A 21,280-nucleotide genomic window follows, 5' to 3' on the forward strand; every position below is an offset into this window, starting at 1 on the left:
CCGTCCTGTCGACCTACCCCTCGAACTCGGCGAACTCGCCGAGCTTCAGCGACCAGTCGTAGTCTGCGTACGCGAGCGACGGGCTGGCATCAGCGGGGACGACGCCGTACCGTCGCAGGAACCGGACGACGCCCGATTTTCCGCCGAAGTCGCCGCGGTACCACGAGAACAGCTTCGGCACCCGGACGACGTTCGCCGTCGAATCGTGGTGGCACTCCGTCTCCAGGTACGACGCCGTCGCCAGGTCGAGCTCGTCGTCGACGCTGTCGCGGGTGTACACCGCGACCGGGGGACAGGAGCTGGCACCGCAGTTCAGCGCGAAGTGGAGCCTGGGGTCGAGCTCGTCGACGCGGTGGCGGCGCTCGAACCCGTCGACGCGGACCCGGGGCAGGTAGCCCAGACCGACGCCGGACTGCGAGCCGCGGAGGATACCGTGTTCGACGTCGTCGAGGCTCAGGTCGTGGCCGGCGACGGTGAACAGTCCGTCGGTGAAGACCGGCCGCGTCGGGGGGAGCCGACGCTTCCGCCAGAGGGCGGGGTCCGAGTCGAGCAGGTACTGCGCGAAGCCGTTGTACACGTCGAGCCAGAACGCGGTCCGGGGGGCGTCCCCGTCGAGTTCGCGGGCGAGCCGGCGGTCGTCGAGCCCGGCGAGGGCTCGGCGGTGCTCGCGGCTCTCGTCGCCCGCCTTCACCGCCCGAACGAAGCTGGCGGCGAGCGCGACGGGGTCGTCGTGGTCGACGGCGGCCATGACGGGGGGTTGGGACGGCGGCGGCAAAAGCGGTCGGCTACCGCCGGGTAACCAGCAGGGGCACGACAGAACGGTTTTCTCGCTGGCGGGGAAACGCCAGGCCATGCTCTCGGGTCTGCGGGCCCGCCTCCAGCGGCTCCTCGCCCGCGTCCGCCGCGTCGAACGCCGCGAGCTGCGTGACTTCCGTCGCTGGCTCGAGCACACCAACAACCTGCTGCACCTCTCCGTGCTGGTGTTCGTCCCGCTGCTCATCGCCCTGGTCACGTACGTCTCGAACGCGTCGCCGGCGCTGTCGTTCCTGCTGTTCCCGCCGCTGGCCTCGGGGACGTACACCCTGTTCTCGGACCCGGAGGGGAAGTACGCCTCGCCGCCGAAGTTCGTCGGCGGGATGACCGTCGGCGCGGTGTGTGGCTTCCTCGCCATCGAACTCTCCGGCGTGGCGGGTGTCAACGGCGGCACGGCTATCGGCATCCAGTCGGTGAGCGCGCTGGACGCCGGGCTCAGCATCTTCCTCACCGGCGCGGTGACGTGGACGCTCGACCTGGAGGAGCCGACGGCGTTCTCGACCGCACTGTTGACCCTGCTCACGGGCGGTTCGCGCGGCGAGTACGTCCTGAGCGTGATGCTCTCGACGGCGTTCGTCGCCACGGCGTTCTACGCCTGGCGCGAGCTGTTCTACGACCGGCGCGCGGAGTACCTCTACCGCACGACGCAGGGCGACGACCACGTGCTGGTGCCGGTCCGCGGCGACACCGCCGACGAGACGGCGATGTTCGGCGCACGCATCGCGGCGGCCCACGACGCCGGGAAGGTGGTGCTGCTCGACCTGGTGTCCGAGAGCGAGATCGCCGAGGCGGAGGCGGGTATCCGCCGGGACGAGGACGACGGGCCGGGACCGGAGGCCGACGCGGGCGAGACGGACCCGACGACGGAGGCGGAGGAGCAGGTCGCGGGACAGGCGGCGATGCGGCTGGAGCGCCTCGCCGGCCGTATCCAGACCAGGGTCGGCGTCCCCTGCGAGGTCGTCGTCGCGAGCGGGTCCGGCAGTCCCGCGAACGTGGTGCTCAGGACGGCACAGGAGGCGAACTGCGACCTCGTCGTGACGCCGTACGAGGAGCGCCACGGGAGCCTCTCCCCGTTCGTCAAGTCGCTGTTCGACGACCCCATCGACGTGGTTGCGTTCCGTTCGGTGTCCGGCCGGACCCGCTGGCGACGGGTGCTCGTCGCGGTGGCTCGGCCCGGGGACAACGCGCACGCCATGCTCGACTTCGCCCAGCGCGTCTCTCGTGCGACGGGGACGGTGAGCGTCTGCACCTGCATCGACAGCGAGAGCCACCGTCGGCGTGCGGAGTCGATGCTGGTGAACCTCGTCGAGCCGTTCGACGGCACGTTCGAGACGCGCGTCTCCCGGGACTCGATCCAGGGTTTCCTCAGCGCGAACGCGCCGTCGCACGATCTCGTCGTCGTCGGTGCGAGCACCGACCGGACCGCCGCCTCGCGCTTCCTCGCACCACCGACGTTCGAGAAGCTCCGCGACGTGGACTGCGACGTGGCCATCGTCCACCGGGGCGGGTGAACCGGCTTGGCGGTCCGTCGAACGGACCCACGACGACGCGCCGGCGGCTCCTCGCCGGCTAGTCCGACGGGCCCCCGCCCTTCAGTATCTTGTCGGCCACGTCCTCGGTGTCGCCCCGGCCGAGTGCCGATTCGACGAGCAGGTGGCCGCCGATGGCCGCCGGGCTGATGACGGTGTCCGCGCCGGCGCGCTTGAGCTTCTTGACGTTCTCGCGGTCGGTCGCCGCGGCGACGATGCGGACGTCCGGCCGGAGCTGGCGGGCGGTCAGCACCGCCAGTGCGTCCTCCGCGTCGTTGTTCGTCGCGGTGACGACTGCGGTCGCGTCCGACAGCTGCGCCCGCCGGAGCGGCTCCTCGTCGCTCGGGTCGGCGGTGATGACGTTCATCCCGCGGTCGGAGAGCTCGGCGGCGCGCGCCTGGTCCGGCACGATGACCACGAACGGGACGTCGCCGTCGGTGAGTTCGTTCAGTATCGGTTCGGTCAGGTCCCCGTAGCCGAGGACGATGACGTGGTCTTCGAGCAGGTCGAGCTGTGTTTCTGTCATTCTCCCAAGTGCGCGTTGGAACCGGGCTTCGAGCAGCGGTGCGAGCAGCGTCCCCAGCGCGACCGTGAAGCTCACGACGCCGAGGACGACGACCGAGAGGGCGAACAGCTTCCCGCGGGTCGAGGTCGGGCCGGGCGTCACGTCGCCGTAGCCGACCGTGCTGGCGGTGACGATGGTGTAGTAGAACGCGTCGACCAGCCCCGCCGAGCCGTCCCGGATGGCGGGGAACTCGTCGCGGAGCGCGTACGCGCCGACAGTGCCGTACACCTGGACGCTCGCGAGGATGATGCCGGCCGCCAGCTGCGAGGTCGACAGCGAGAGCTTCCGGTCGAAGCGGCGGCGGTTGACGAGCAGGCCGGGTATCGCCAGCAGCGACAGGCCGACGAGCGGGTACGCGTACGGGCTGGTCTGGATGACGCCCTGCAGTGCGGCCAGCGGGAGCAACAGCAGCGCGCTGTACCACGCGCCGCGTCGTCGCCGCCGGAGCGCGTAGGCGCTCAGCAGCAGCAGGAAGCCGGTCATCGTGCCGGTGAACCCCGCGGTCTGCTGGACCGCCTCGGGGATGTACGGCGAGAGCGGGCCGGCGCGGGCGGACCCGATGTTCGCGATGCCCGTCGCGATGGAGAGGACCGCGGAGAGACCGGTCAGCGCGACCGGCAGCCGTGCGCTCGTCAACCTGTCCAGCAGTCCCATACGCCGTCAGTGCGCCGCCATCGGTGAAAAGGGTCGCGGTGTCGGCACCGATTTCGGCCGCCAGCACCGGCGGCGACACCGATTTACCGTCGGCACCCGAGGGCAGGGACATGGCGTCGCTTCCCGTCGAGGTCCTCTACGGTATCTACCTCGGTCTCCTCACCGGTATCATCCCCGCGCTCGTGTCGGGCTCGCTCGGGTTCCTGTTCAAGTACGTGACCGGCGTCACGCTCCCCGGGCTCGGGGTCGTGGTGCTGTCGGTCGCTATCGCCGGCGTCAACGGCGGGCTGATGGGCCTGCTCGACCCGACGGTGTCGAGTTCGCCCCGGCTGCTCGTCGCGGTCGTCGTCATCATGATGCTCTCGCTGTGGGCGCACAGTCAGGGCGACAAACTCGGCGTGTCGATGCCCAAGCGGGTGACGTTCGCGTCGCTCCGCCGACGCAACATCTCGGCGGACGTGGTCGACATCGTCGGCGGCGTCGGAAAGGTCACGCTGCGGCCGTCCGGCCCCGTCCGCGACATGGAGGGCTATCCGCCGCTGCCCGCGGACCTGCGCGAGACCATCGCCGAGGGGTCGTGGTCGCTCCCGGCGGACCTGCCGCTCGCCGAACTTGAGAGCCGCCTCGTCGACCGGCTCCGAACGGAGTACGACCTCGCGGACGCCGCAGTGACGCTCGACACCCAGGGTCGGGCGACCATCGCGGCCGCCCCCCCGGCGAGTGGCCTCTCCCGGCGCATCCCGCCGGGCAAGCGCGCGGTGTCGGTCACGGCGCTGCTGCCGACCGGCGCAGCCCGCGGCGACTCGGTCGTCGTCCGGACGGGCGAGACACGTGTCGCGGGGACGCTGCTGAGTGCGAAGAGCGACGGCTCGCCCGCGCCCGCCCCGCCGACGCCGGACGCCGACGACGACGGCGGTGTGGCGACCGACGGAGGAACGGACGACGTCACGGTCCCGGCACCGACCGCGCCGACGACGACCGGTGGGGAGGGCCGGCTCACGGCCGCGGTCACCCGCGAGCAGGCCCGGACGCTGCTCGACGTGGACCGTGCGCAGGTCGCCGTGACCTCGCGTGGGACCCGCCGCGAGTTCGAACTCGTCTCGTTGCTCCGGCGCTCGGGGCGGCGCTTCCGGAAGGTGTCCGTCCGCGCCGAGGGCCCGCTCGACGGCGTCACCATCGGCGACGCGACCATCCGGGACAGCTACGACGTGACGGTCCTCGCGCTCCGCCACCCGCCAGAGGCCAACAGCGTCGACCGCTCGTGGGCGTTCTCGCCACGCGGTGACGCCGAGCTCTCGGCCGGTGACGAGCTGTTCGTCGTCGGGCGCCAGCCCGCCCTCGTGGCCTTCGCGGAGGCGGTCGCATGACGGGGCTCGTCGCCGCACAGGTGGACTTCGGTTCGTTCGACCCCGTCGCCGAGACGGCCCGCATCCTCGCGCTCACCGGGCTGGCGACGGTCGCGGCGCTCGTCGTCGCGGTCGTCTACCGGTGGTACACCCGCGAGCGGGTCCCCGAGGGGGTCTCCGTCCTGCTCGGCGTCAGCGCGGTCGCGCTCGTGCTCAACACGGAGGAGACGCTGAAGCTCGTCATGCAGGGCCGGGACGGGCTTCCGGCGGAGGCGACGGCGGTCGTCACCGTCGCGACGTTCGTCGCCGCGGCGCTCGGCACCGGGCTCGGACGACGACTCGGTGACGGGGTCGCGTCGAACGCCTTCGCGGTGACGGGTGCCGCGCGGCTCGACCGGGAGGTCTCCCAGCTGGTGCGGGCCGTCGGCCGCGTCGTCACCGTCACCCTCCCCGACGAGGTCGACGACATCGACGGTTACGACCCGGTCGACCCCGAGGTGAAGGCGGACCTCGCCGGGACGACGTTCGTCTTCCCGCGGCGCATCACCGTCGCGGACCTCCAGGACCGGGTCGTTACCCGGCTGAAGGACGACTACGGCGTCGGCCACGTCGACCTGGAGCTGGAGCCCGACGGCACCGTCGAGTACCTCGCCATCGGCTCGCGCGCGGCGGGACTCGGGCCGACGCTCGCGCCGGGCACCGTCGCGGTCGCGGTCCAGGCCGACCCGGCGAACGGGGCCAGCCCTGGTGACGTGGTACAGGTGTGGGAACGTACCGACGACGAGGGGCTCGTCCGGCACGCGACCGGCGAACTCCGCGCGACGACCGAGAAGGACGTGGTCACGCTCGCCGTCGACGAGACGGACGCCGAGGCGCTCTCGGACACGACGACGTACCGGCTCGTCACCCTGCCCACCGAGCCGTCGGCCGACAGGGAGTTCGCGTCGCTGCTTCGTGCCGCCGACGAGACGATGAGCGCGGTCGAACTCGCCGACACCAGCGAGCTGGTCGGCCGGAGCGTCGCCGACCTCGACGTGACGCTGGCCGCCATCCGCGGCCCCGATGGTGGTGTGACCGCTACGCCGCCCCGGGGCACCGAGCTCGTCGCGGGCTCGACGCTGTACATCGTCGAGCGACCCGCGGCACTCCGGCGGTTCGAGGCGCTCGCCCGTGGGGAGGAGGCGAAACCGCTTTCCTGACGGCGTCGTACGGTACGTTCATGCAGTGGAAGCTGTTCGCGGACATCGCAGAGCGCGCCGGCACCGACGCGGTCGCGGTCCGGCTCGACGGCGACGACCCGACCGTCGGCGACGCGCTCGACGCCCTCCTCGAGACATATCCGGCCCTCCGCGAGCGCGTGCTCGTCGACGGCGAGCCGGAGTCCCGTGACGGCATCGCACCCGACGTGAACGTCCTGCTCGACGGCGCGGACGTGTTCACGACGGCGGACGGGCTGGCGACCGAGGTCAGCGAGGGCGCGGAGCTGGCGCTGTTCCCGCCCGTGAGTGGCGGCTAGAACCGGGACGCTGAGCCGACTCGGCCGTGTCTCGTCGACAGAAGACTGAAACCACCTCGAAAGTCCCCGCAGTCTCGCCAGTCGCGCGCCTGCAGGCTGGGCAGAAGACGAAAGCCAGCGTCTAGCCGTGGGTCCCGCGGTAGTCGGCGGTCAGGTCCGCCGCCATCACGAAGTCGGGCTCGTCGGAGATGCCCGACCGGAGCAGCGAGCCGTCGCTGACGTAGTCGACGGTCTCCGGGATGAGCACGCGGACGCTGTCGGCCCCCAGCGCGGCGGCGTCGCGCTGGATGGCGGCGACGAGCGTCCTGGCGGCGTCGATGTCCTCCCACGCGCCGACGCCGTACTCGGCGAAGTGCTCGGTCTCGCCCTCGTCGTCCTCGCGCTCGTAGTCGCGGACACGGTAGGTGACGCCCCGGGTGCCGGCCCCGGAGGTGACGGCGGCGAGCATCGTCTCCTCGGCGGCACGCTCGAACAGGGTCGGGGTCAGCTCGACGACTGCCCACGATTCGTCCATCGCGAGGCCGACGCCCCTGAGGTGGTCGCGGGCATCGCAGTCGGTCCAGTAGGTCCACGCGGCGTTCGGGTCGTCGGTGACCTCGAGCGGACCCGTCGCGTCGGGGTCGGGCTCCGGTTCGAGCCAGCGGAACTCCGTCTCGGGGTCGAAGCCGACGCCCCGGGAGTGGCCCAGCCCCATGACGTTCCACGAGAACACCATGTTCCGGGCGACGGTCGCGCCCTGCTCGCGCGCCCAGTCCCACATCTCGTGGGTGAGTTCGAGGCCGATGCCGACGCCGCGGTAGTCGGGGTGGGTGCGCATCCCCTGGCACCAGGCCTCGCGGTCCGAGAGCAGGACGGTCTGGGCGATGGAGACGACCGTCCCGTCGACCGCGGCGACGCAGGTGAACTGCTCGTCGTACGCGGCCTCGTCCTCGATCCAGTCGTGGTATATGTCGGGGATGTAGTCGCTCCCGTCGCGGTCGGCCCAGGTGTCGCTGGTGAACGCGACCACGTCGTCGTAGTCCTCCGGCGTGGCGCGGCGGTAGGTGACGTCCGCGCGGCGGTCGATGTCCATGGTCACGCGTTCCACGGCCGGGACTGCTCGGTTATCTCGCCCGCCAGCGGCGTCCGCATCGTCGCCGCCACGTCGTCGGCGTTCGCGAGCGCCCACATCAGCTTCACCTTCGCGGTTCCGGGGAGCATGTCCTCGCCCTCGACGACGCCGGCGTCGAGCAGGTCGCGTCCGGTGTCGTACACGCGGTCGCAGACCCGGCCCTCGATGCACTGGCTGGTCATCACGACGGTCGTGCCGTCGTCGACGAGCTCCTCCAGCTGCTCGATGCGGTCGCTGTGGACGTGCCCGAGCCCGGTGCCCTCGACGACGAGCCCGGCCTTGTCCGCGCAGTGGTCGAAGAACGTGGGGTCCATCCCGGGCGTGAACTTCACGAGTTCGACGTCCTCGGCGAGGGCCGGCTGGATGTCGAGCTCCGACTCGCCGCGTTCCTCGTACTCGCCGTCGAACGTCACGGTCTCGGCGTCGTAGTCGACCGTCCCGAGCGGCGCCGCGCCGACCGTCTCGAACGCGTCTCTGCGCGAGGTGTGGTTCTTCCGGACGCGCGTGCCGCGGTGGAGCGCGCAGACGTCGTCGCTCTCGCTCGCGTGCATGCAGACCATGACCTCCGCGGCGTCGGCCTTCGCCGCCTCGACGGCACAGACCGCGTTCATCACGTTGTCCGAGGACGGCCGGTCGGCCGAGCGCTGGCTGCCCGTGAACACGATGGGGACCGGTGTGTCGAGCATGAACGAGAGCGCCGACGCAGAGAACTGCATCGTGTCGGTGCCGTGCATGACGACGACGCCGTCGGCACCCGATTCTATCTCCTCGTGGACGGCCTCCGCGAGCTCCTGCCAGATCGGCACCTCCATGTTCTCCGAGAGGATGTTCGCGACGACCCGACCCCGGTAGTTCGCCCGGCCCGCCAAGTCCGGCACCGCCCGCAGCACGTCCTCCGCGTCGAATCGCGCCGTCACCGCGCCGGTGCGGTAGTCCACCGTCGACGCGATGGTGCCGCCGGTCGAGATGAGCGCGATGGTCGGCAGGTCCTCGTCGAACTCGACCGACGACGACGCCGTCTCGTCCTGGGCCGCGTCGATCTGGTACACGTCCGACTCCAGCACCTCGGTCTCCGCTCCCTCGCGCTCGATGCCGACGTTGTAGCCGCCGTCCAGCTTCACGACGAGCTGGTCGGCCGTCGACGACGGGAGCAGCACGCCCTCGTACTCTCTGTCCGCGCGCTCGACGCGGACGCGGTCGCCTGGGTTCATGGCTCCGGGTTCGCCTCGGTCGGACGTAAAGCCATCCGTTCCGTCTCGACTTCGCGTGTCGACTCGCTTGAACGGGAACAGCCCGGATGCGGCGAATTCGCGCGTCCACGGTCTACAACCACTGTAAACCTTCAACCGTGGCGCGCGGCTGGCGAGACCGCGAGCGGTGCGCGGTTCGGAGCGAGCGCAGCGAGTGAGAACCGCGACTGCGAACGGGGAGCGAAGCGACCCGTGAGCGCAGTGAGCGTGTCGAGCCGTTCCGCGCGAGGGATGAGCGAGGGCGACTGAGCGAATCGGTTGGGGAGGCGTGAGGTGCGGGTGCGGTCGGGTGGGGCTGAAACGGGCTGCTCGCTCGACAGGCGAAACGACGCAAGGACCCAGGAACGAGGACCGGTCACGAGACGCGGAGCGTCTCGTGAGCATCTCGCAGAAGCGAAGCTTCTGCGGACTCGTCGAAAACCTCCGGTTTCCGAGACACCAGAAATCTCCGATTGCTGGGGACGCAACGAGCTGCAGTAGTCGAGCAGTCGGGGGCTTTCTGTCGTTCGCAGTCCAAGCTGTTCCTGTTGCGGGGACTACCATCCCAGCGGCACCGGTTCCAGAGGCTACACCTGGCGAACGAACCATTCATTGACCCATCCCACGACCCCACGCGTATGAAGACGGCACTCGTGATCCTCGACGGCTGGGGGCTGAACGACGACCCGGGCGACCATAGGGACGCCGTCGCGGCGGCCCACACGCCGGTGTTCGACCGCATCAGCCGGGAGGGCGCAACCGGCAGACTAGCCGTGACGGGCCGGCGCGTCGGGCTCCCGGACGGGCAGATGGGCAACTCGGAGGTCGGCCACCTGAACATCGGCGCGGGCCGGGTCGTGATGCAGGAGTACACCCGCATCGAGGACGCCATCGCGCGCTGGCGCGGGGACGAGGACGTCCCCGCGGACGACGCGGACGGCGCGTTCGACGAGAACGAGGCCATCGCGTCGGCGTTCGACCACGCGGACGAGCACGGGGGACGGGTGCACCTCATGGGCCTCGTGAGCGACGGGGGCGTCCACTCCTCCCAGAAGCACCTCCACGCGCTCATCGAACTGGCAGCCGAACGGGACACCCCGGCGGTCACGCACGCCTTCACCGACGGCCGTGACACCGACCCGAGGGGTGGCGCGGACTATCTGGCCGACCTCGAAGCCGTCGTCGATGAGTACGGCACGGGCGACGTTGCCAGCGTCACGGGCCGGTACTACGCGATGGACCGCGACCGGAACTGGGAGCGGACCCGCGAGGCGTACGACGCCATCGTGAACCGGGAGGCCGAGCACCACGCCGGGACGGCGGTCGAGGCCGTCGAGGCGAGCTACGAGCGCGGGGACACCGACGAGTTCGTCGAGGCGACGACGGTCGGCGAGCACGCCGGTCTCGAAGACGGCGACGCCGTGCTGTTCTTCAACTTCCGGTCGGACCGCGCGCGCCAGCTCACCAGACTGCTCGCGGACATCGAACCCGAGGACGAGACGGTCGGGCGGTGGCCCGAGCCGCCCGCGGTCCGGGTCGTGACGATGACGGAGTACGACAAGACGTTCGACCTGCCCGTGGCGTTCGCGCCGCGCCAGCCCGCGGACACCCTGGGCGAGGTCGTCTCCGCGGCCGGACTGACCCAGCTCCGCCTCGCCGAGTCGGAGAAGTACGCCCACGTCACCTACTTCCTCAACGGCGGGCGCGAGGTCGAGTTCCCGGGCGAGTCACGCGAGATCATCGAGAGCCCGGACGTGCCGACGTACGACGAGACGCCGGAGATGAGCGCCGAGGCGGTCACCGACACGGCCATCCGGTACGCCGAGCGCGACGACCCGGACGTGCTCGTGCTGAACTACGCGAACCCGGACATGGTGGGCCACACGGGCGACTACCGCGCGGCGGTCGAGGCCGTCGAGGCGGTCGACACACAGCTCGGCCGACTGCTCGCGGCTATCGAAGTGGCGGGCGGCCACGCAGTCGTGACCGCCGACCACGGCAACGCCGACGACATGGGCACCGAAGAACGTCCGCACACCGCCCACACGTACAACGACGTGCCGTTCGTCTATCTCTCGCCCGCGGGCGACGACGGCGGGAAGCGCGTCCACGAGGGCGGCTCGCTCTGTGACGTGGCACCGACACTGCTCGCGCTGGCCGGCGTGGACCAGCCCGCCGCGATGACGGGTCGGAGCCTGCTGGACGACGCCTGAGTCCACCCGCGACCGCTCAGACGCCCGTCGGGCTCTCCTCCCGGGCGCTCAGTTCGTCGGGGACCAGTCTGACGAACCGGAACGACACGTCGCCCGTCGGCGCGCCGAAGATGTCGACGAGCGGGATGTCGACGCGTTCGAGCGCAGCGAGGCTCTCCGTCGCGACCGCCTCGCGCTCGATATCGGTCAGCGTGCCGCTGGCGACGACGCTCTGCCAGTCGCCGTCCGCGGTCTCGCCCTCGCGACCGTACGCGACGAACGTGGCTGCCCGGCCGCCGAGCTCGCCCTTCGACCGGTCCCCACCGACCGCGAGCCGAAAGTAGAACGTCTCCACCGTGGTATCGTAGCCGTAGGAGACGGGAATCGCGTGCGGGGCGTTCCCGCCCTCGGTCGAGAGCGAGAGCACGCCGGTGCCGCCGCTGCCGAGGAACGCGTCCCGCTCCTCTGCCGACATCGTTACCGAGCTGTTGTCGTCCATACGTGAGAGCACGGCGGCCGGACCCATAAAACGCGCCACGGAATCGACAGCGTCCTGTCGGGACCGGTCCGTCCCTCGCCGTGGTCAGTACGCCGGCCTCGCGCCGGGCGCGGGGTCCGCGAGCCGCTCGTCGTCCTCCTCGCCACCGAACTCTCCCCCTTCCTCGTCATCCTCCTCGTCCTCGCCGGGGGCGAAACAGCCCGCGAGCGCCACGGTCGCCGCTGCACTCCCCCCGACGGCGACCAGGCGTCGCCGCGTCAGTTCAGTCTGCATGAGCGACACCTCTGTCGCCGGGGGCATTAATCCCGACGCTCGCCGACGCGTCGAGCCGCGGCCCCTCAGTCCGCCGGCCGTTGGTCGGCCGCCCCCGTCGCGACGAGGCCGCCGAGCGCGACCATGCCGACGAGCGCGAGCAGCACCGCGCCGATACCGGCCAGCGCGAGGTACGGCGACAGGTCGGCGACGGCACCGAGCGCGACGCCGAACGGGATGGCGACGACCGCGTTGACCATCGAGACGCCGGAGAGCGTCGTCGCGCGGCCGGCCGTCGCCACGCGGTCGTTGATGTACTCGTTGGCGAGCGTCTCCGTCGGTGTGCGGACCGCGCGGACGAGCACGAACGCCGGCAGGGCGACGACCGGCGCGAACCAGACCGCAGCGAGGAGACCGCCGACGACCGCCGGCCCGAGGACGAGCCAGCCGTCGAAGCCGAAGCGGTCCCGGAGCCACGCCGACCGGTCGCTGGCCACCGCGGCGAGCAGGGTGAACCCGGCGTAGAGCCAGCCGAGCCAGGCGGCCGGGACGCCGAGGTCGACCGCGACCGGCTGTGTGAGCCGTCCCGTCGCGCTCGCGACCGCGAGCACGACCGCGACCCAGAGCACGACACCTCGAAGCTCGACCGAGAGCAACCGCTCGCGCAGCACCGGCAGCGCCTCGAGCACGGTCAGCCGGTCGTCGTCGTCCACCGCGACCGCGGGCATCGTGGCGAGCACGACCGCGCCGACGGCCCACAGCACGCCCGTCACCAGGAACGGGAGCCGGAAGCTCACCGTGCCGAGGTAGCCGCCCGCGACCGCCGCCAGCGCCCCCGCGACGAGCGTCAGCGACTGTCCGCGACCCCGGCAGTGTGCGAACGTGTCGGCGTCGCCGCGCCGCTCGAGCGTCTCGTACAGCCAGGCGTCGGTGCTCCCCGACATGAGCGTCGACCCCAGCGCCCAGAGCAGGTAGACGCCGGCGAACGCGGCGAACGTCGAGACCAGGCCCATCGCCACGACGGCGGCGGCCCGGAGCGCGTTCCCAACCACCAGACTGTTCCGCCAGCCCAGCCGGTCGCCCACGTAGCCCGTCGGTATCTCGCCCGCGGTTAGCCCGACCCACCAGATGGCGTCCAGCAGCATGATCTCGGTGTAGCTGAGGTGCTGTGCCCGGAGGAACAGCACCCAGACGGGGACCGTGAGCCCGGCCGTCGCCGTGAGCTTGTACAGGTAGTACTTCGCCACGGGACCGCTGGGGAGGGCTGGCCGGCGCACACGTCCAGTTCGACGGTATCGCCCCATAGGCGTTCCCTGAAGCGCGATTTTGTACTCCCGGTGAAAGGTCGCGGACGGGGAGACGCCACGAGCGGGGCGGGTTCGCGGCGGGCAGGGGGCGACCGGTCGGTCCCCGGACCACTTTAGCCGCTACGTCCCGACTCGGGACACGAACCAGATGTCGACCGAGGACGACGATACCGACGAGCGGACCACGCTCCCGCCGACCGAGGCGTTCAGACTGCTGAGCGACGGCACCCGCCTCCAGACGCTTCAGGGGCTCGTCGAACTCACGGCCGCGGGGGGCTACGGGAGCGAGCCGGTGTCGTTCTCCGACCTCCACGCGCAGGTCGAGACCGACGACTCGGCGCACTTCAACTACCACCTCCAGGAGCTGCAGGACCAGTTCGTCGCGCACACCGAGGACGGCTATCGGGCGAGGTACCCAGCCCGGAAGGTCGTCCGCGCCATCAAGGCCGGGACGTTCACCGAGCGCGCCGAACTCGCGGACGGGCCCATCGACGGGACGTGTCCGCAGTGCGGGGAGTGCGACCTCCGGGCCAGTTACGCCGACGAGCGCCTCGCCGTCCGCTGTGCCGCCTGCGAGACCGACCTGACAGCGAACGACTTCCCGCCGGGCGGCTTCGAGGAGCGCTCGCTCGCCGACGTGCTCCACGCGTTCGACCGGCTGGTCCGCCACCGGGTCTCCTTCGCGGCCGACGGGGTCTGTCCGGAGTGCACCGCGACGATGGACGGGCACGTGACGACGGACATCCCGCCCGAGTGGGGCTACGAGGCGCTGCCGGCGTTCGACTGCGTGCGCTGTGACTTCTCGGTGCTCCCGTCGTTCGGGATGCTGTTGCTCGACCACCCCGACGTGGTCTCCTTCTATCGCGAGCAGGAAGCTGACCTGCGCGAGCCGCCGTTCTGGGAGCTAGCGCTCTGCGTGAGCGACCGGTTCACGACCATCGAGTCACGCGAGCCGTGGCGCGTGACCGTCCGGGTGCCGGGCGAGAACTCCGAACTCGTTGCCAGCATCGAGGGAGCCGACGTGGCCGAGGTCGTCCTCGAGTAACCGTCAGCGCGCGCCCGCCAGCCCGTCCCGGAACGCCGTGAGCGTCCGGACGGCGGCGACGGCGAACGCGACGAGGAACCCGAGCGGGATGACCGCGACGAACGGCGAGTAGCCGTGCCCGGGCACCGCGAGCAGCAACGCCACGGCGACGTCGAGCATCACGATGGCGGTGGCGAGGAGGACGCTCCAGACGGACAGCTGGCGGACCACCGACCAGCGGTCGTCGCTACGCACGCCGTCGGCACCGTCGAACGCCACGTCGACGGCGAGGCGGGGTCCGTTTCTCCGCAGACATGTCAACACGTACGACCGAACCCCGCTGTAACGGTTCCGGTCGCGAGGACACCAATCCGACGCTCCCGCGGCGCTCCGTCGGGGAGCCGTTCCAGTCCGAGGGGTAGCCGACGCCGCGGTCGGCCGAACCGGACTCACTCGCCAGTGCGGAAGGAGTAGTCCAGACTCGCCGCCGAGTGGGTCAGCGAGCCCATCGAGACGACGTCGACGCCGGTCGACGCGTAGGCCGGCACGGCGTCGACGGTGATGCCGCCCGAGGCTTCGGCCAGGGTGTCGTCGGGCAGCAGGTCGACGGCCTGCGTCGTGCGCTCGGGGCTCATGTTGTCCAGCAGCACCACGTCCGCGCCGGCCTCGGCGGCGCGCGGGGCGTCCTCGGGCGACTCCACCTCGACCTCGACCTTCGTCGCGAAGGAGACGCGGTCGCGGAAGTGCTGGACTGCCGACTCAAGTCCCATCTCGGCGACGTGGTTGTCCTTCACCATGACCATGTGCGAGAGGTCGAGCCGATGGGTGTCGCCACCGCCCGCGACGACCGCGCGCTTCTCCAGCTCGCGGAGCCCGGGCGTGGTCTTCCGCGTCGCGGCGATACGCACGTCGTCGTCGACCTCGCGGGCGGCGTCGACCGCGCGGCGGGTCCGCGTGGCGACGCCGGAGGCGTGGCCGGCGACGTTGACCGCGACGCGCTCGCCGCGGAGGACGGCCTTCGCCGGCCCCTCGGCGCGGAGCACGGTGTCGCCAGCGTCGATTCCCGCGCCCTCGTCGATGCGCTCGGTCACGTCCACGTCGAGGTAGTCGAACACGCGTGCAGCAGCGTCGAGCCCGGCGGCGACACCCGACTCCTTCGCGACGAGCCGGCCGGTCGTCTCGCCGGGCACCTCGTTGGTCACGTCGTGGTGGCCGAGGTCCTCGCGGAGCCACGCCTCGACCTGGCTGTCGTGCAGCATCAGTCCGCGTCGGCGGCCGCCGGCTGCTCGACGTAGTGGCAGCCGACGCTCTCGTCGTTCTCGGCTGCTGCCCGGGCGACGAGCAGCGCGGTGACGCTCGCGTTCCGCAGCTCGTAGAGGTCGCGCGCGGTCCGGGTCCGGACGTAGGCGTCGACCTCGCCCTTCAGTCGCCGGAGGACGGCCTGTGCCCGACCGAGGTCGTCGGGGGTCCGGCGCAGGCCGACGTACTCGTCCATCGTCCGGCGGAGCCGGTGGAACTTCTCGGCGGCGAACCGCTCGGGCAGGTCGGGGTCGCGGTCGAGCAGCTCCGGGGCCTCGACGGCCTCGGGCCGGACACCGACCGCGTCCTCGCCGGCGCGCAGTCCCCAGACGAGCCCCTCGAGCAGGCTCGTGCTGGCGAGCCGGTTCGCGCCGTGGACGCCGGTCCGGGCGCACTCGCCGACCGCGTACAGCCGGTCGAGGCTGGTGCTGCCGACGTGGTCGACGTCGACGCCGCCACAGAGGAAGTGCTCGCAGGGCGCGACGGGGATACCGGACTCCCAGTCGACGCCTCGCTCGGCGCACTTCGCGGCGAGGTCCGGGAACGCCTCGTCGAAGGGCTCCTCGAGCGTCGACACGTCGAGCGTGACCGCGCCGGTCGCGTCGATCTCGTCCTGTACGGCACGGGCGACCACGTCGCGGGGCGCGAGCTCGGCGTCCGCGTGGTAGTCGGGCATGAACCGCTCGCCGTCGCCGTTGCGCAGCAGCCCGCCCTCGCCGCGAATCGCCTCGGAGAGCAGGAACGGGTCGTCGCCGGCGTACGCCGTGGGGTGGAACTGCACGAACTCCATGTCCGCCACGTCCGCGCCCGCCAGCGCGGCCATCGCGATACCGTCGCCGGTCGAACCGGCGGGGTTCGTGCTCCGCTCGAACAGGTCGCCGATACCGCCCGTCGCGAGGATGGTCGTGCCCGCGTAGACGGGTTCGCCCGTCGTCTCCGTGTCGAGCATCGCGCCGTGGACCCGGCCCTCGTGGGTGACGAGTTCGAGCGCGGCGGTGTCCTCCAGTATCTCGACGGAGTCGTGGTCGGCGAGGAAGTTCAGGAACGGCCGGAGGATGTGCCGGCCGGTCGAGGCGTCCACGTGGAGGATGCGCTCCTCGGAGTGGGCCGCCTCGCGCGTGTAGTCGAACTCGTCCGTGTCGGCCTCGACATCGAAGTCGACGCCGAGCGTGTCGACGAGCACGTCCGCGACGGCCTCGTCGGCGTTCTCGACGAGCACGTCCACGGCGTCCTCGTCGGCGGTGCCGGCGCTGGCGTCGAGGATGTCCTGCGTGAACGTCTCCGGGTCGGTGCCCGTCGTCGAGATGCCGCCCTGCGCCCAGTCCGAGGAGGCGTCCTCCGGTTTCTCGGCCTTCGTGACGACGAGCACGTCGGCGCCCTCGCGCGCCGCGCCGAGCGCGGCCGCACAGCCCGCGATGCCGGTGCCGACGACGAGGACGTCAGTCTCTCGCATCGGTCAGACCTCCAGCATCCGGTCGAGGGCGACCTTCGCGAGCTCCTTCTCGCCGGGCGCGACCTCGATGACGTTGCGCTCGCGCCCCTCGACCAGCTCCTCCAGCACCCAGGTGAGGTAGTTCGGGTCGATCTGGCGCATCGCGTTGCAGTCCATGCAGGCGTCGCCACAGAGCGGGAGGACGTTCACCTCGGGGTGCCACCGGGAGAGGTGGTTCGTGAGGTGTATCTCGGTGCCGATGGCCCAGGTGTCGCCGGGGTCGGCGTCCTCGACGGTCTCCGTGATGGTCGCCGTGGAGCCGGCCTTGTCGGCGGCCTCGACGACCTCGCGGCGGCACTCGGGGTGGACGATGACCTTCGCGTCGGGGTGCTCGTCCCGGACCTGCTCGACGTGGTCGACGCGGAAGCGCTCGTGGACCTGGCAGTAGCCGTCCCAGAGGACGATGTCGGACTCGGCGACCTCGTCGGCGTCCTTCCCCTCGGGGTCCCACGGGTCCCACTCCGCGGTCTCGTCGGCCATCCCGAGCCGGTGGGCGGTGTTCTCGCCGAGGTGCTTGTCGGGCAGGAACAGCACCTTGTCCCCGCGCTCGAACGCCCACTCGAACGCGCGGTGAGCGTTCGAGGACGTACAGACGAGCCCACCCTGCTCGGCGCAGAACGCCTTCAGGTCGGCGTAGCTGTTCATGTACGTGATGGGGATGATGTCCGCGTCGGGCGCGGCCGTCGTGATCTCCTCCCAGGCGGCGTCGACCTGCAGCGCCTCGGCCATCCCGGCCATGGGACAGGAGGCCTCCATCGACGGGAGGATGACGGACTGCTCGTCGTCGGTGATGATGTCGGCGGACTCGGCCATGAACGTCACCCCGCCGAAGATGACGTAGGGCGCGTCGGCCGCGGCGGCCTCCTTGCTCAGCTGGTAGGAGTCGCCGATGAAGTCGGCGTGCTCGACGATCTCGCGGCGCTGGTAGTTGTGGCCGAGGATGACCACGTCGTCGCCGAGTGCCACCTTCGCGGCCTCGATGCGTTCGGTTCGTTCGGCCTCGTCGAGGTCGCGGTACTCCGGCGGAAGCTGTTCCAGATTGTCGTACTTGAAGAGACTGAGCTCCGTATCGAAGTCCGCAGTTTCCATTCTTGGCACGGTTTGTCCACCTGTGGGTGACTTGCATCTCTGTGCCGGCCATTGAATAATTTTTCTCTTCAAAGAAGGTGACCGGCGGCTCGGGACCCCTCTTAGCCCGCCTTCGTGGTACTCTTTCACACTGGCGGCTGGCTCGGCCGGACTGCCGGAACCACAACCGACACGAGCCCCACGGACGAGTGCGAGACGTGACCTCGACCGCGCGTTCGGCGTTCGTCGACGGTGCGCGTGCCGTCCTCCCCGCACTCCCGGCGAACGTCCCGTTCGGACTGGTCGTCGGCGTGGCGGCCGCGAACCTCGGCCTCCACCCCATCACCGCGCTCTGGACCGCCGGCCTGCTGTTCGCCGGCGCGGCACAGCTCGCGATGATAGAGCTGCTCGCCCGCGACGCACCCGTCGTCGTGGCCGTCCTCACCGCCATCGTCGTCAACCTGCGCTACGCGATGTACAGCGCCGGGCTCGCACCGTACGTCCGCTCGGTCTCCCGCCGCTGGCGGCTCGTCCTCTCCTTCTTCCTGCTCGACGTCACCTACGCGCTCTCCGTCCCGGCGTTCCGTGCCGACGAGACCGCCGACCGGCGCGCGTACTACCTCGGCATCGCCGCCCCGCTGTGGACGACCTGGACCCTGTCCGTCACCGCCGGCGCGTCCCTCGGGACCGAACTCCCGCCGGCCTGGCACCTCGAGTTCGCCATCCCGTTGCTGTTCCTCGCGCTACTCGTCCCGAACGTCCGGGACCGCGGGGGCCTCGTCGCGACGGTCGTCGGCGGCGTCGGCGCGGTCGCCGGGCTCGGCATCCCGTTCGACCTCGGGCTCGTCGTCGCCGCGCTCGCCGGCGTCGGCGTCGGGCTCGTCGCCGACCCAGAGGGTGCCGACGACGAGGACGGGGCCCACTCGGGCGGGAACGACCCTGACGGCCCCGACGCCGACCGGACGGAGGGCGAGCCGTGACCGCCGTCTCCGACCCCGTTCTCTGGGCGGCGTTCGTCGTCGCCGCCGTCGGGAGCTACCTCGTCAGAAGCTCCTTCCTCGTCCTGTTCCAGCGCGTCGACGAGGTGCCGCCACGGGTCGAACGCGCGCTCGAACTCGTGCCCGCGGCCGCGCTGGCGGCGCTGGTGCTGCCCGCGCTCGTCGCTCCCGAGGGGAGCCTCGCGCTCCTCACACCGAAGGTCGCCGCCGGCGGCGTCGCGACCGCCGTCGCCTGGCGCACCGAGAGCATGACGTGGACGCTGGCGGCCGGGATGGGGACGCTGTGGCTGCTGCTGGCGCTCTGAGACGCGCGGTGTTGCCGCCGTGGCCGTCACCCGGTGTCGGCCACGTCCTCGGCGTCGAGCATCGCGGCGTACTGCCCAAGCGTTCCCAGCGAGAAGATGGCGACCAGCGTCGCGACGCCGTCGACGAACGGCACCGTCTCCGAGACGAACGTCGTCGCGAGCAACAGCAACGAGAAGGTACGGACGAACGTCCGCCAGAAGCTCGACTGTTCGGGGAACTGCCCCCAGTAGTGGAGTACGTAGTACGTCGATCCACCGAGGCCGACGGTCAGGGCGAACAGCACGTCGACCCCGGCGGTCGTGAACGCTGCGCCGACGAGACCAGCGAGACTCCCGACGACGGTTCCGACGCCGAGCGCGAGCCGACGGCTGTCGCGGAGAGCGGCGAGGACCATGGCCGGACCGACGGACTCACGACGGAAAACAGTCGATGTTCGTCGCGGCAGGGCGGCGCACAGTCCCCGTCAGCGGGCGTCGTAGACGACCTCGCCGTCGACGAGCGTCATCGCCACGTCGATGTCGCGTATCGCCTCGGCGTCGGCGTCCCACGGCGACGCTCCGAGCACCGCGAAGTCGGCCCGCTTCCCGACCGCGACGGTACCCATCCGGTCCTCGTCGAAGCCGGCGTACGCCCCCCCGAGGGTGTACGCCCGGAGTGCCTCCGTCACCGAGAGCTGCTGGTGCTCGCTCGGCGCGCTGACGGCGTGACAGACGCCGAGCAGGGGGTCCATTGGCATCACGTCGCTGGAGAACGCGAGGTGCGCGCCGGCGTCGAGCAGGTCGCGGTAGCGGTTCGATCGGCGTCGTCGGTCCTCGCCGAGGCGCTGGTCGTACAGCCCGCCCTCGTCGGCCCACTGGAGGAAGTTCGGCTGGCAGGAGGCGACGATGCCGGTCTCGGCGAAGCGCTCGACGTGCTCGTCGGTCGCGAGTTCGACGTGCTCGACGCGGTGGCGGGCCGCGCCGGGGTCCTCGGTCGCCTCGAACACCGACAGGGTCTCCTCGACCGCCTCGTCGCCGATGGCGTGGACCGTGCACTGGAGTCCGGCGTCGTCCGCCTCGCCCACGATATCGCGGAGTTCGTCGGGGTCGACGACCCAGGTGCCGGTCTCGCCGGGGTCGTCGGCGTAGGGCTCGGACAGCTTCGCTGTCCGGCCGCCGAAGCTCCCGTCGGTGAACGACTTGATGGCCCCGACCTCGACGAACTCGCTGCCGTGGTTCGTCCGCAGCCCCGCCTCCTGTACGGCGTCGAGGTGGTCGCTCCAGTAGTTGATGCGCACCCGGAGGGCCAGCTCGTCGGCGAGGTCGAGCTCGCGATACACCCGGGGCGCGTGGGACTGGCGCACCATGTCGTGGACGCAGGTGATGCCGTGGCGGTGGGCGTAGTCTCGGGCGGCGGTGAGCAGCTCCCGGGTCTCCGCGGGGTCGGGGTCGATGGCGTCCCACACCGGCTCGACGGCGTCCTCGACGACGACGCCGGTCGGCTCGCCGGCCTCGGTGCGGACGTCCGCGTCGGGCATCGCGTCGGCGAGCCGCTCCAGCGCGACCGAGTTCAGCGCGGCCGTGTGCATGTCCACCCGGACCGCGGCGACCGGGCGCTCGTCACTGACGCGGTCGAGGTCCTCGCGCGTGAGGTAGCGCGCCTCGTCCCACTCCGATTCGTCCCAGCCGAAGCCGAGCAGCCAGTCGCCGTCGTCCTTCGCGTCGCTCGCGAGCGTCTCGACCGCTTCGTCGACCGAGCCCGCCTCGGAGAGGTCCGCGTGGACCTGGTACTGGCCGAGCTGCTGCATGTGCGTGTGTGCATCGACGAACCCCGGAACCACGGTCCGTCCCCCGCAGTCGACGACGTCGGTGTCGACGCCGACGAGGAACTCGATCTCGTACGCGCTGTCGAGCCGGACGACCTCGCCGTCGCGGATGGCGACGGCCTCGTACGTCTCGTCGGGGTCGGTGAGCGTGTGTACCTCCGCGTTCGTGAGGACGCGGTCGGCCGCTGTGGTCATGTTCCCAGCCCCGCCTGCCGGAGGCAAAACCGTTCCGGATGCGGTGGTCTCGCCCGACGAAACCGCCGCGTCGCCGTCGTC

At 71.2% G+C, this 21,280-nt stretch carries 21 protein-coding genes; 8 read left to right on the forward strand and 13 right to left on the reverse strand.

Translation table 11 applies throughout. The annotated features are described in order from the left end of the window. Positions 1-13: 13 nt before the first annotated feature. Positions 14-748 (reverse strand): DUF547 domain-containing protein, encoded by a 735-nt coding sequence (locus BLT27_RS15435; protein WP_089735490.1) that lies wholly within the window; start codon positions 746-748, stop codon positions 14-16. A gap of 103 nt (positions 749-851) precedes the next feature. Between BLT27_RS15435 and BLT27_RS15440 the strand changes: the two genes are divergently transcribed. Then, positions 852-2,324 carry an HPP family protein gene (locus BLT27_RS15440; RefSeq protein ID WP_089735492.1) on the forward strand — a complete coding sequence of 491 codons (1,473 nt, stop codon included), beginning with the start codon at positions 852-854 and terminating at the stop codon, positions 2,322-2,324. Between the two features lie 58 nt (positions 2,325-2,382). Here the strand turns inward: BLT27_RS15440 and BLT27_RS15445 are convergent, their stop codons facing one another. Next, positions 2,383-3,561, reverse strand: a complete 1,179-nt coding sequence (locus BLT27_RS15445; RefSeq protein ID WP_089735494.1) for an NAD-binding protein — start codon at positions 3,559-3,561, stop codon at positions 2,383-2,385. A 110-nt stretch (positions 3,562-3,671) separates the two neighbouring features. Between BLT27_RS15445 and BLT27_RS15450 the strand changes: the two genes are divergently transcribed. The 3 genes from BLT27_RS15450 to BLT27_RS15460 are packed head-to-tail and all read left to right on the forward strand — an operon-like array spanning position 3,672 to position 6,423. After that, entirely contained in the window at positions 3,672-4,928 is a 1,257-nt protein-coding gene (locus BLT27_RS15450) for a potassium channel family protein (protein ID WP_089735496.1), read from the forward strand. Beyond that, a complete protein-coding gene (locus BLT27_RS15455; protein ID WP_089735498.1) occupies positions 4,925-6,106 on the forward strand; it encodes a DUF8167 domain-containing protein in 1,182 nt (393 codons plus the stop codon). Before BLT27_RS15450 ends, BLT27_RS15455 begins: the two co-directional genes overlap by 4 nt. Before the next feature lie 20 nt (positions 6,107-6,126). Then, positions 6,127-6,423 carry a ubiquitin-like small modifier protein 1 gene (locus tag BLT27_RS15460; RefSeq protein ID WP_089735499.1) on the forward strand — a complete coding sequence of 99 codons (297 nt, stop codon included), beginning with the start codon at positions 6,127-6,129 and terminating at the stop codon, positions 6,421-6,423. Positions 6,424-6,544: 121 nt separating this feature from the next. On the opposite strand, the gene BLT27_RS15465 is transcribed toward BLT27_RS15460, so the two are convergent. Continuing rightward, positions 6,545-7,495 carry a GNAT family N-acetyltransferase gene (locus BLT27_RS15465; protein ID WP_089735501.1) on the reverse strand — a complete coding sequence of 317 codons (951 nt, stop codon included), beginning with the start codon at positions 7,493-7,495 and terminating at the stop codon, positions 6,545-6,547. A 2-nt stretch (positions 7,496-7,497) separates the two neighbouring features. Further along, entirely contained in the window at positions 7,498-8,745 is a 1,248-nt protein-coding gene (gene gatD / locus BLT27_RS15470; protein ID WP_089735503.1) for a Glu-tRNA(Gln) amidotransferase subunit GatD, read from the reverse strand. A 656-nt stretch (positions 8,746-9,401) separates the two neighbouring features. Here gatD and gpmI point away from each other — a divergent pair. Continuing rightward, on the forward strand, positions 9,402-10,976 hold the full coding sequence (gpmI, locus tag BLT27_RS15475; RefSeq protein WP_089735505.1) for a 2,3-bisphosphoglycerate-independent phosphoglycerate mutase: 1,575 nt from the start codon (positions 9,402-9,404) through the stop codon (positions 10,974-10,976). A 16-nt stretch (positions 10,977-10,992) separates the two neighbouring features. On the opposite strand, the gene BLT27_RS15480 is transcribed toward gpmI, so the two are convergent. From BLT27_RS15480 to BLT27_RS15490, 3 genes are all read right to left on the reverse strand, one after another. Further along, entirely contained in the window at positions 10,993-11,454 is a 462-nt protein-coding gene (locus tag BLT27_RS15480; RefSeq protein WP_089735507.1) for a pyridoxamine 5'-phosphate oxidase family protein, read from the reverse strand. 84 nt (positions 11,455-11,538) lie between these two features. Beyond that, complete coding sequence (locus BLT27_RS15485) at positions 11,539-11,727, reverse strand: hypothetical protein (RefSeq protein ID WP_089735509.1); 189 nt, start codon at positions 11,725-11,727, stop codon at positions 11,539-11,541. A 65-nt stretch (positions 11,728-11,792) separates the two neighbouring features. Further along, on the reverse strand, positions 11,793-12,983 hold the full coding sequence (locus BLT27_RS15490; protein ID WP_175526484.1) for an MFS transporter: 1,191 nt from the start codon (positions 12,981-12,983) through the stop codon (positions 11,793-11,795). A 178-nt stretch (positions 12,984-13,161) separates the two neighbouring features. Between BLT27_RS15490 and BLT27_RS15495 the strand changes: the two genes are divergently transcribed. Next, positions 13,162-14,058 carry a DUF7351 domain-containing protein gene (locus tag BLT27_RS15495; protein ID WP_089735513.1) on the forward strand — a complete coding sequence of 299 codons (897 nt, stop codon included), beginning with the start codon at positions 13,162-13,164 and terminating at the stop codon, positions 14,056-14,058. 3 nt (positions 14,059-14,061) lie between these two features. Here BLT27_RS15495 and BLT27_RS15500 read toward each other — a convergent pair whose 3' ends face one another. The 4 genes from BLT27_RS15500 to nadA form a co-directional block, all read right to left on the reverse strand. Beyond that, entirely contained in the window at positions 14,062-14,292 is a 231-nt protein-coding gene (locus BLT27_RS15500; protein WP_175526485.1) for a hypothetical protein, read from the reverse strand. Between the two features lie 194 nt (positions 14,293-14,486). Continuing rightward, the gene (gene nadC, locus BLT27_RS15505; protein WP_089735517.1) at positions 14,487-15,296 is read right to left on the reverse strand and encodes a carboxylating nicotinate-nucleotide diphosphorylase; all 810 of its coding nucleotides are present in this window, start codon (positions 15,294-15,296) and stop codon (positions 14,487-14,489) included. Next, positions 15,296-16,789 (reverse strand): L-aspartate oxidase, encoded by a 1,494-nt coding sequence (locus tag BLT27_RS15510; protein ID WP_089735518.1) that lies wholly within the window; start codon positions 16,787-16,789, stop codon positions 15,296-15,298. Before BLT27_RS15510 ends, nadC begins: the two co-directional genes overlap by 1 nt. Positions 16,790-16,792: 3 nt before the next feature. After that, positions 16,793-17,926 carry a quinolinate synthase NadA gene (gene nadA, locus BLT27_RS15515; protein ID WP_089735520.1) on the reverse strand — a complete coding sequence of 378 codons (1,134 nt, stop codon included), beginning with the start codon at positions 17,924-17,926 and terminating at the stop codon, positions 16,793-16,795. Positions 17,927-18,114: 188 nt separating this feature from the next. Here nadA and BLT27_RS15520 point away from each other — a divergent pair, with 188 nt between their 5' ends. Continuing rightward, positions 18,115-18,876 (forward strand): AzlC family ABC transporter permease, encoded by a 762-nt coding sequence (locus tag BLT27_RS15520; RefSeq protein WP_089735523.1) that lies wholly within the window; start codon positions 18,115-18,117, stop codon positions 18,874-18,876. Next, on the forward strand, positions 18,873-19,199 hold the full coding sequence (locus BLT27_RS15525) for an AzlD domain-containing protein (RefSeq protein WP_089735525.1): 327 nt from the start codon (positions 18,873-18,875) through the stop codon (positions 19,197-19,199). The genes BLT27_RS15520 and BLT27_RS15525 overlap by 4 nt, the downstream gene beginning before the upstream one ends. Positions 19,200-19,225: 26 nt before the next feature. Here the strand turns inward: BLT27_RS15525 and BLT27_RS15530 are convergent, their stop codons facing one another. Both BLT27_RS15530 and BLT27_RS15535 read right to left on the reverse strand, forming a co-directional pair. After that, complete coding sequence (locus tag BLT27_RS15530) at positions 19,226-19,594, reverse strand: hypothetical protein (RefSeq protein WP_089735527.1); 369 nt, start codon at positions 19,592-19,594, stop codon at positions 19,226-19,228. A 69-nt stretch (positions 19,595-19,663) separates the two neighbouring features. Continuing rightward, on the reverse strand, positions 19,664-21,199 hold the full coding sequence (locus tag BLT27_RS15535) for an amidohydrolase (protein WP_089735529.1): 1,536 nt from the start codon (positions 21,197-21,199) through the stop codon (positions 19,664-19,666). Between the last annotated feature and the right edge of the window lie 81 nt (positions 21,200-21,280).

The sequence above is a fragment of the Haloarchaeobius iranensis genome, from assembly GCF_900103505.1.
In the GTDB taxonomy this organism is placed as follows: domain Archaea; phylum Halobacteriota; class Halobacteria; order Halobacteriales; family Natrialbaceae; genus Haloarchaeobius; species Haloarchaeobius iranensis.

Coding starts and splice junctions, on each gene's coding strand:
- BLT27_RS15530 (WP_089735527.1), bottom strand. CDS start 19,594: ATGGTCCTCGCCGCTCTCCGCGACAGCCGTCGGCTCGCGCTCGGCGTC.
- BLT27_RS15460 (WP_089735499.1), top strand. CDS start 6,127: ATGCAGTGGAAGCTGTTCGCGGACATCGCAGAGCGCGCCGGCACCGAC.
- BLT27_RS15465 (WP_089735501.1), bottom strand. CDS start 7,495: ATGGACATCGACCGCCGCGCGGACGTCACCTACCGCCGCGCCACGCCG.
- BLT27_RS15435 (WP_089735490.1), bottom strand. CDS start 748: ATGGCCGCCGTCGACCACGACGACCCCGTCGCGCTCGCCGCCAGCTTC.
- BLT27_RS15480 (WP_089735507.1), bottom strand. CDS start 11,454: ATGGACGACAACAGCTCGGTAACGATGTCGGCAGAGGAGCGGGACGCG.
- BLT27_RS15535 (WP_089735529.1), bottom strand. CDS start 21,199: ATGACCACAGCGGCCGACCGCGTCCTCACGAACGCGGAGGTACACACG.
- gpmI (WP_089735505.1), top strand. CDS start 9,402: ATGAAGACGGCACTCGTGATCCTCGACGGCTGGGGGCTGAACGACGAC.
- BLT27_RS15455 (WP_089735498.1), top strand. CDS start 4,925: ATGACGGGGCTCGTCGCCGCACAGGTGGACTTCGGTTCGTTCGACCCC.
- BLT27_RS15485 (WP_089735509.1), bottom strand. CDS start 11,727: ATGCAGACTGAACTGACGCGGCGACGCCTGGTCGCCGTCGGGGGGAGT.
- BLT27_RS15450 (WP_089735496.1), top strand. CDS start 3,672: ATGGCGTCGCTTCCCGTCGAGGTCCTCTACGGTATCTACCTCGGTCTC.
- nadC (WP_089735517.1), bottom strand. CDS start 15,296: ATGCTGCACGACAGCCAGGTCGAGGCGTGGCTCCGCGAGGACCTCGGC.
- gatD (WP_089735503.1), bottom strand. CDS start 8,745: ATGAACCCAGGCGACCGCGTCCGCGTCGAGCGCGCGGACAGAGAGTAC.
- BLT27_RS15495 (WP_089735513.1), top strand. CDS start 13,162: ATGTCGACCGAGGACGACGATACCGACGAGCGGACCACGCTCCCGCCG.
- BLT27_RS15445 (WP_089735494.1), bottom strand. CDS start 3,561: ATGGGACTGCTGGACAGGTTGACGAGCGCACGGCTGCCGGTCGCGCTG.
- BLT27_RS15440 (WP_089735492.1), top strand. CDS start 852: ATGCTCTCGGGTCTGCGGGCCCGCCTCCAGCGGCTCCTCGCCCGCGTC.
- BLT27_RS15510 (WP_089735518.1), bottom strand. CDS start 16,789: ATGCGAGAGACTGACGTCCTCGTCGTCGGCACCGGCATCGCGGGCTGT.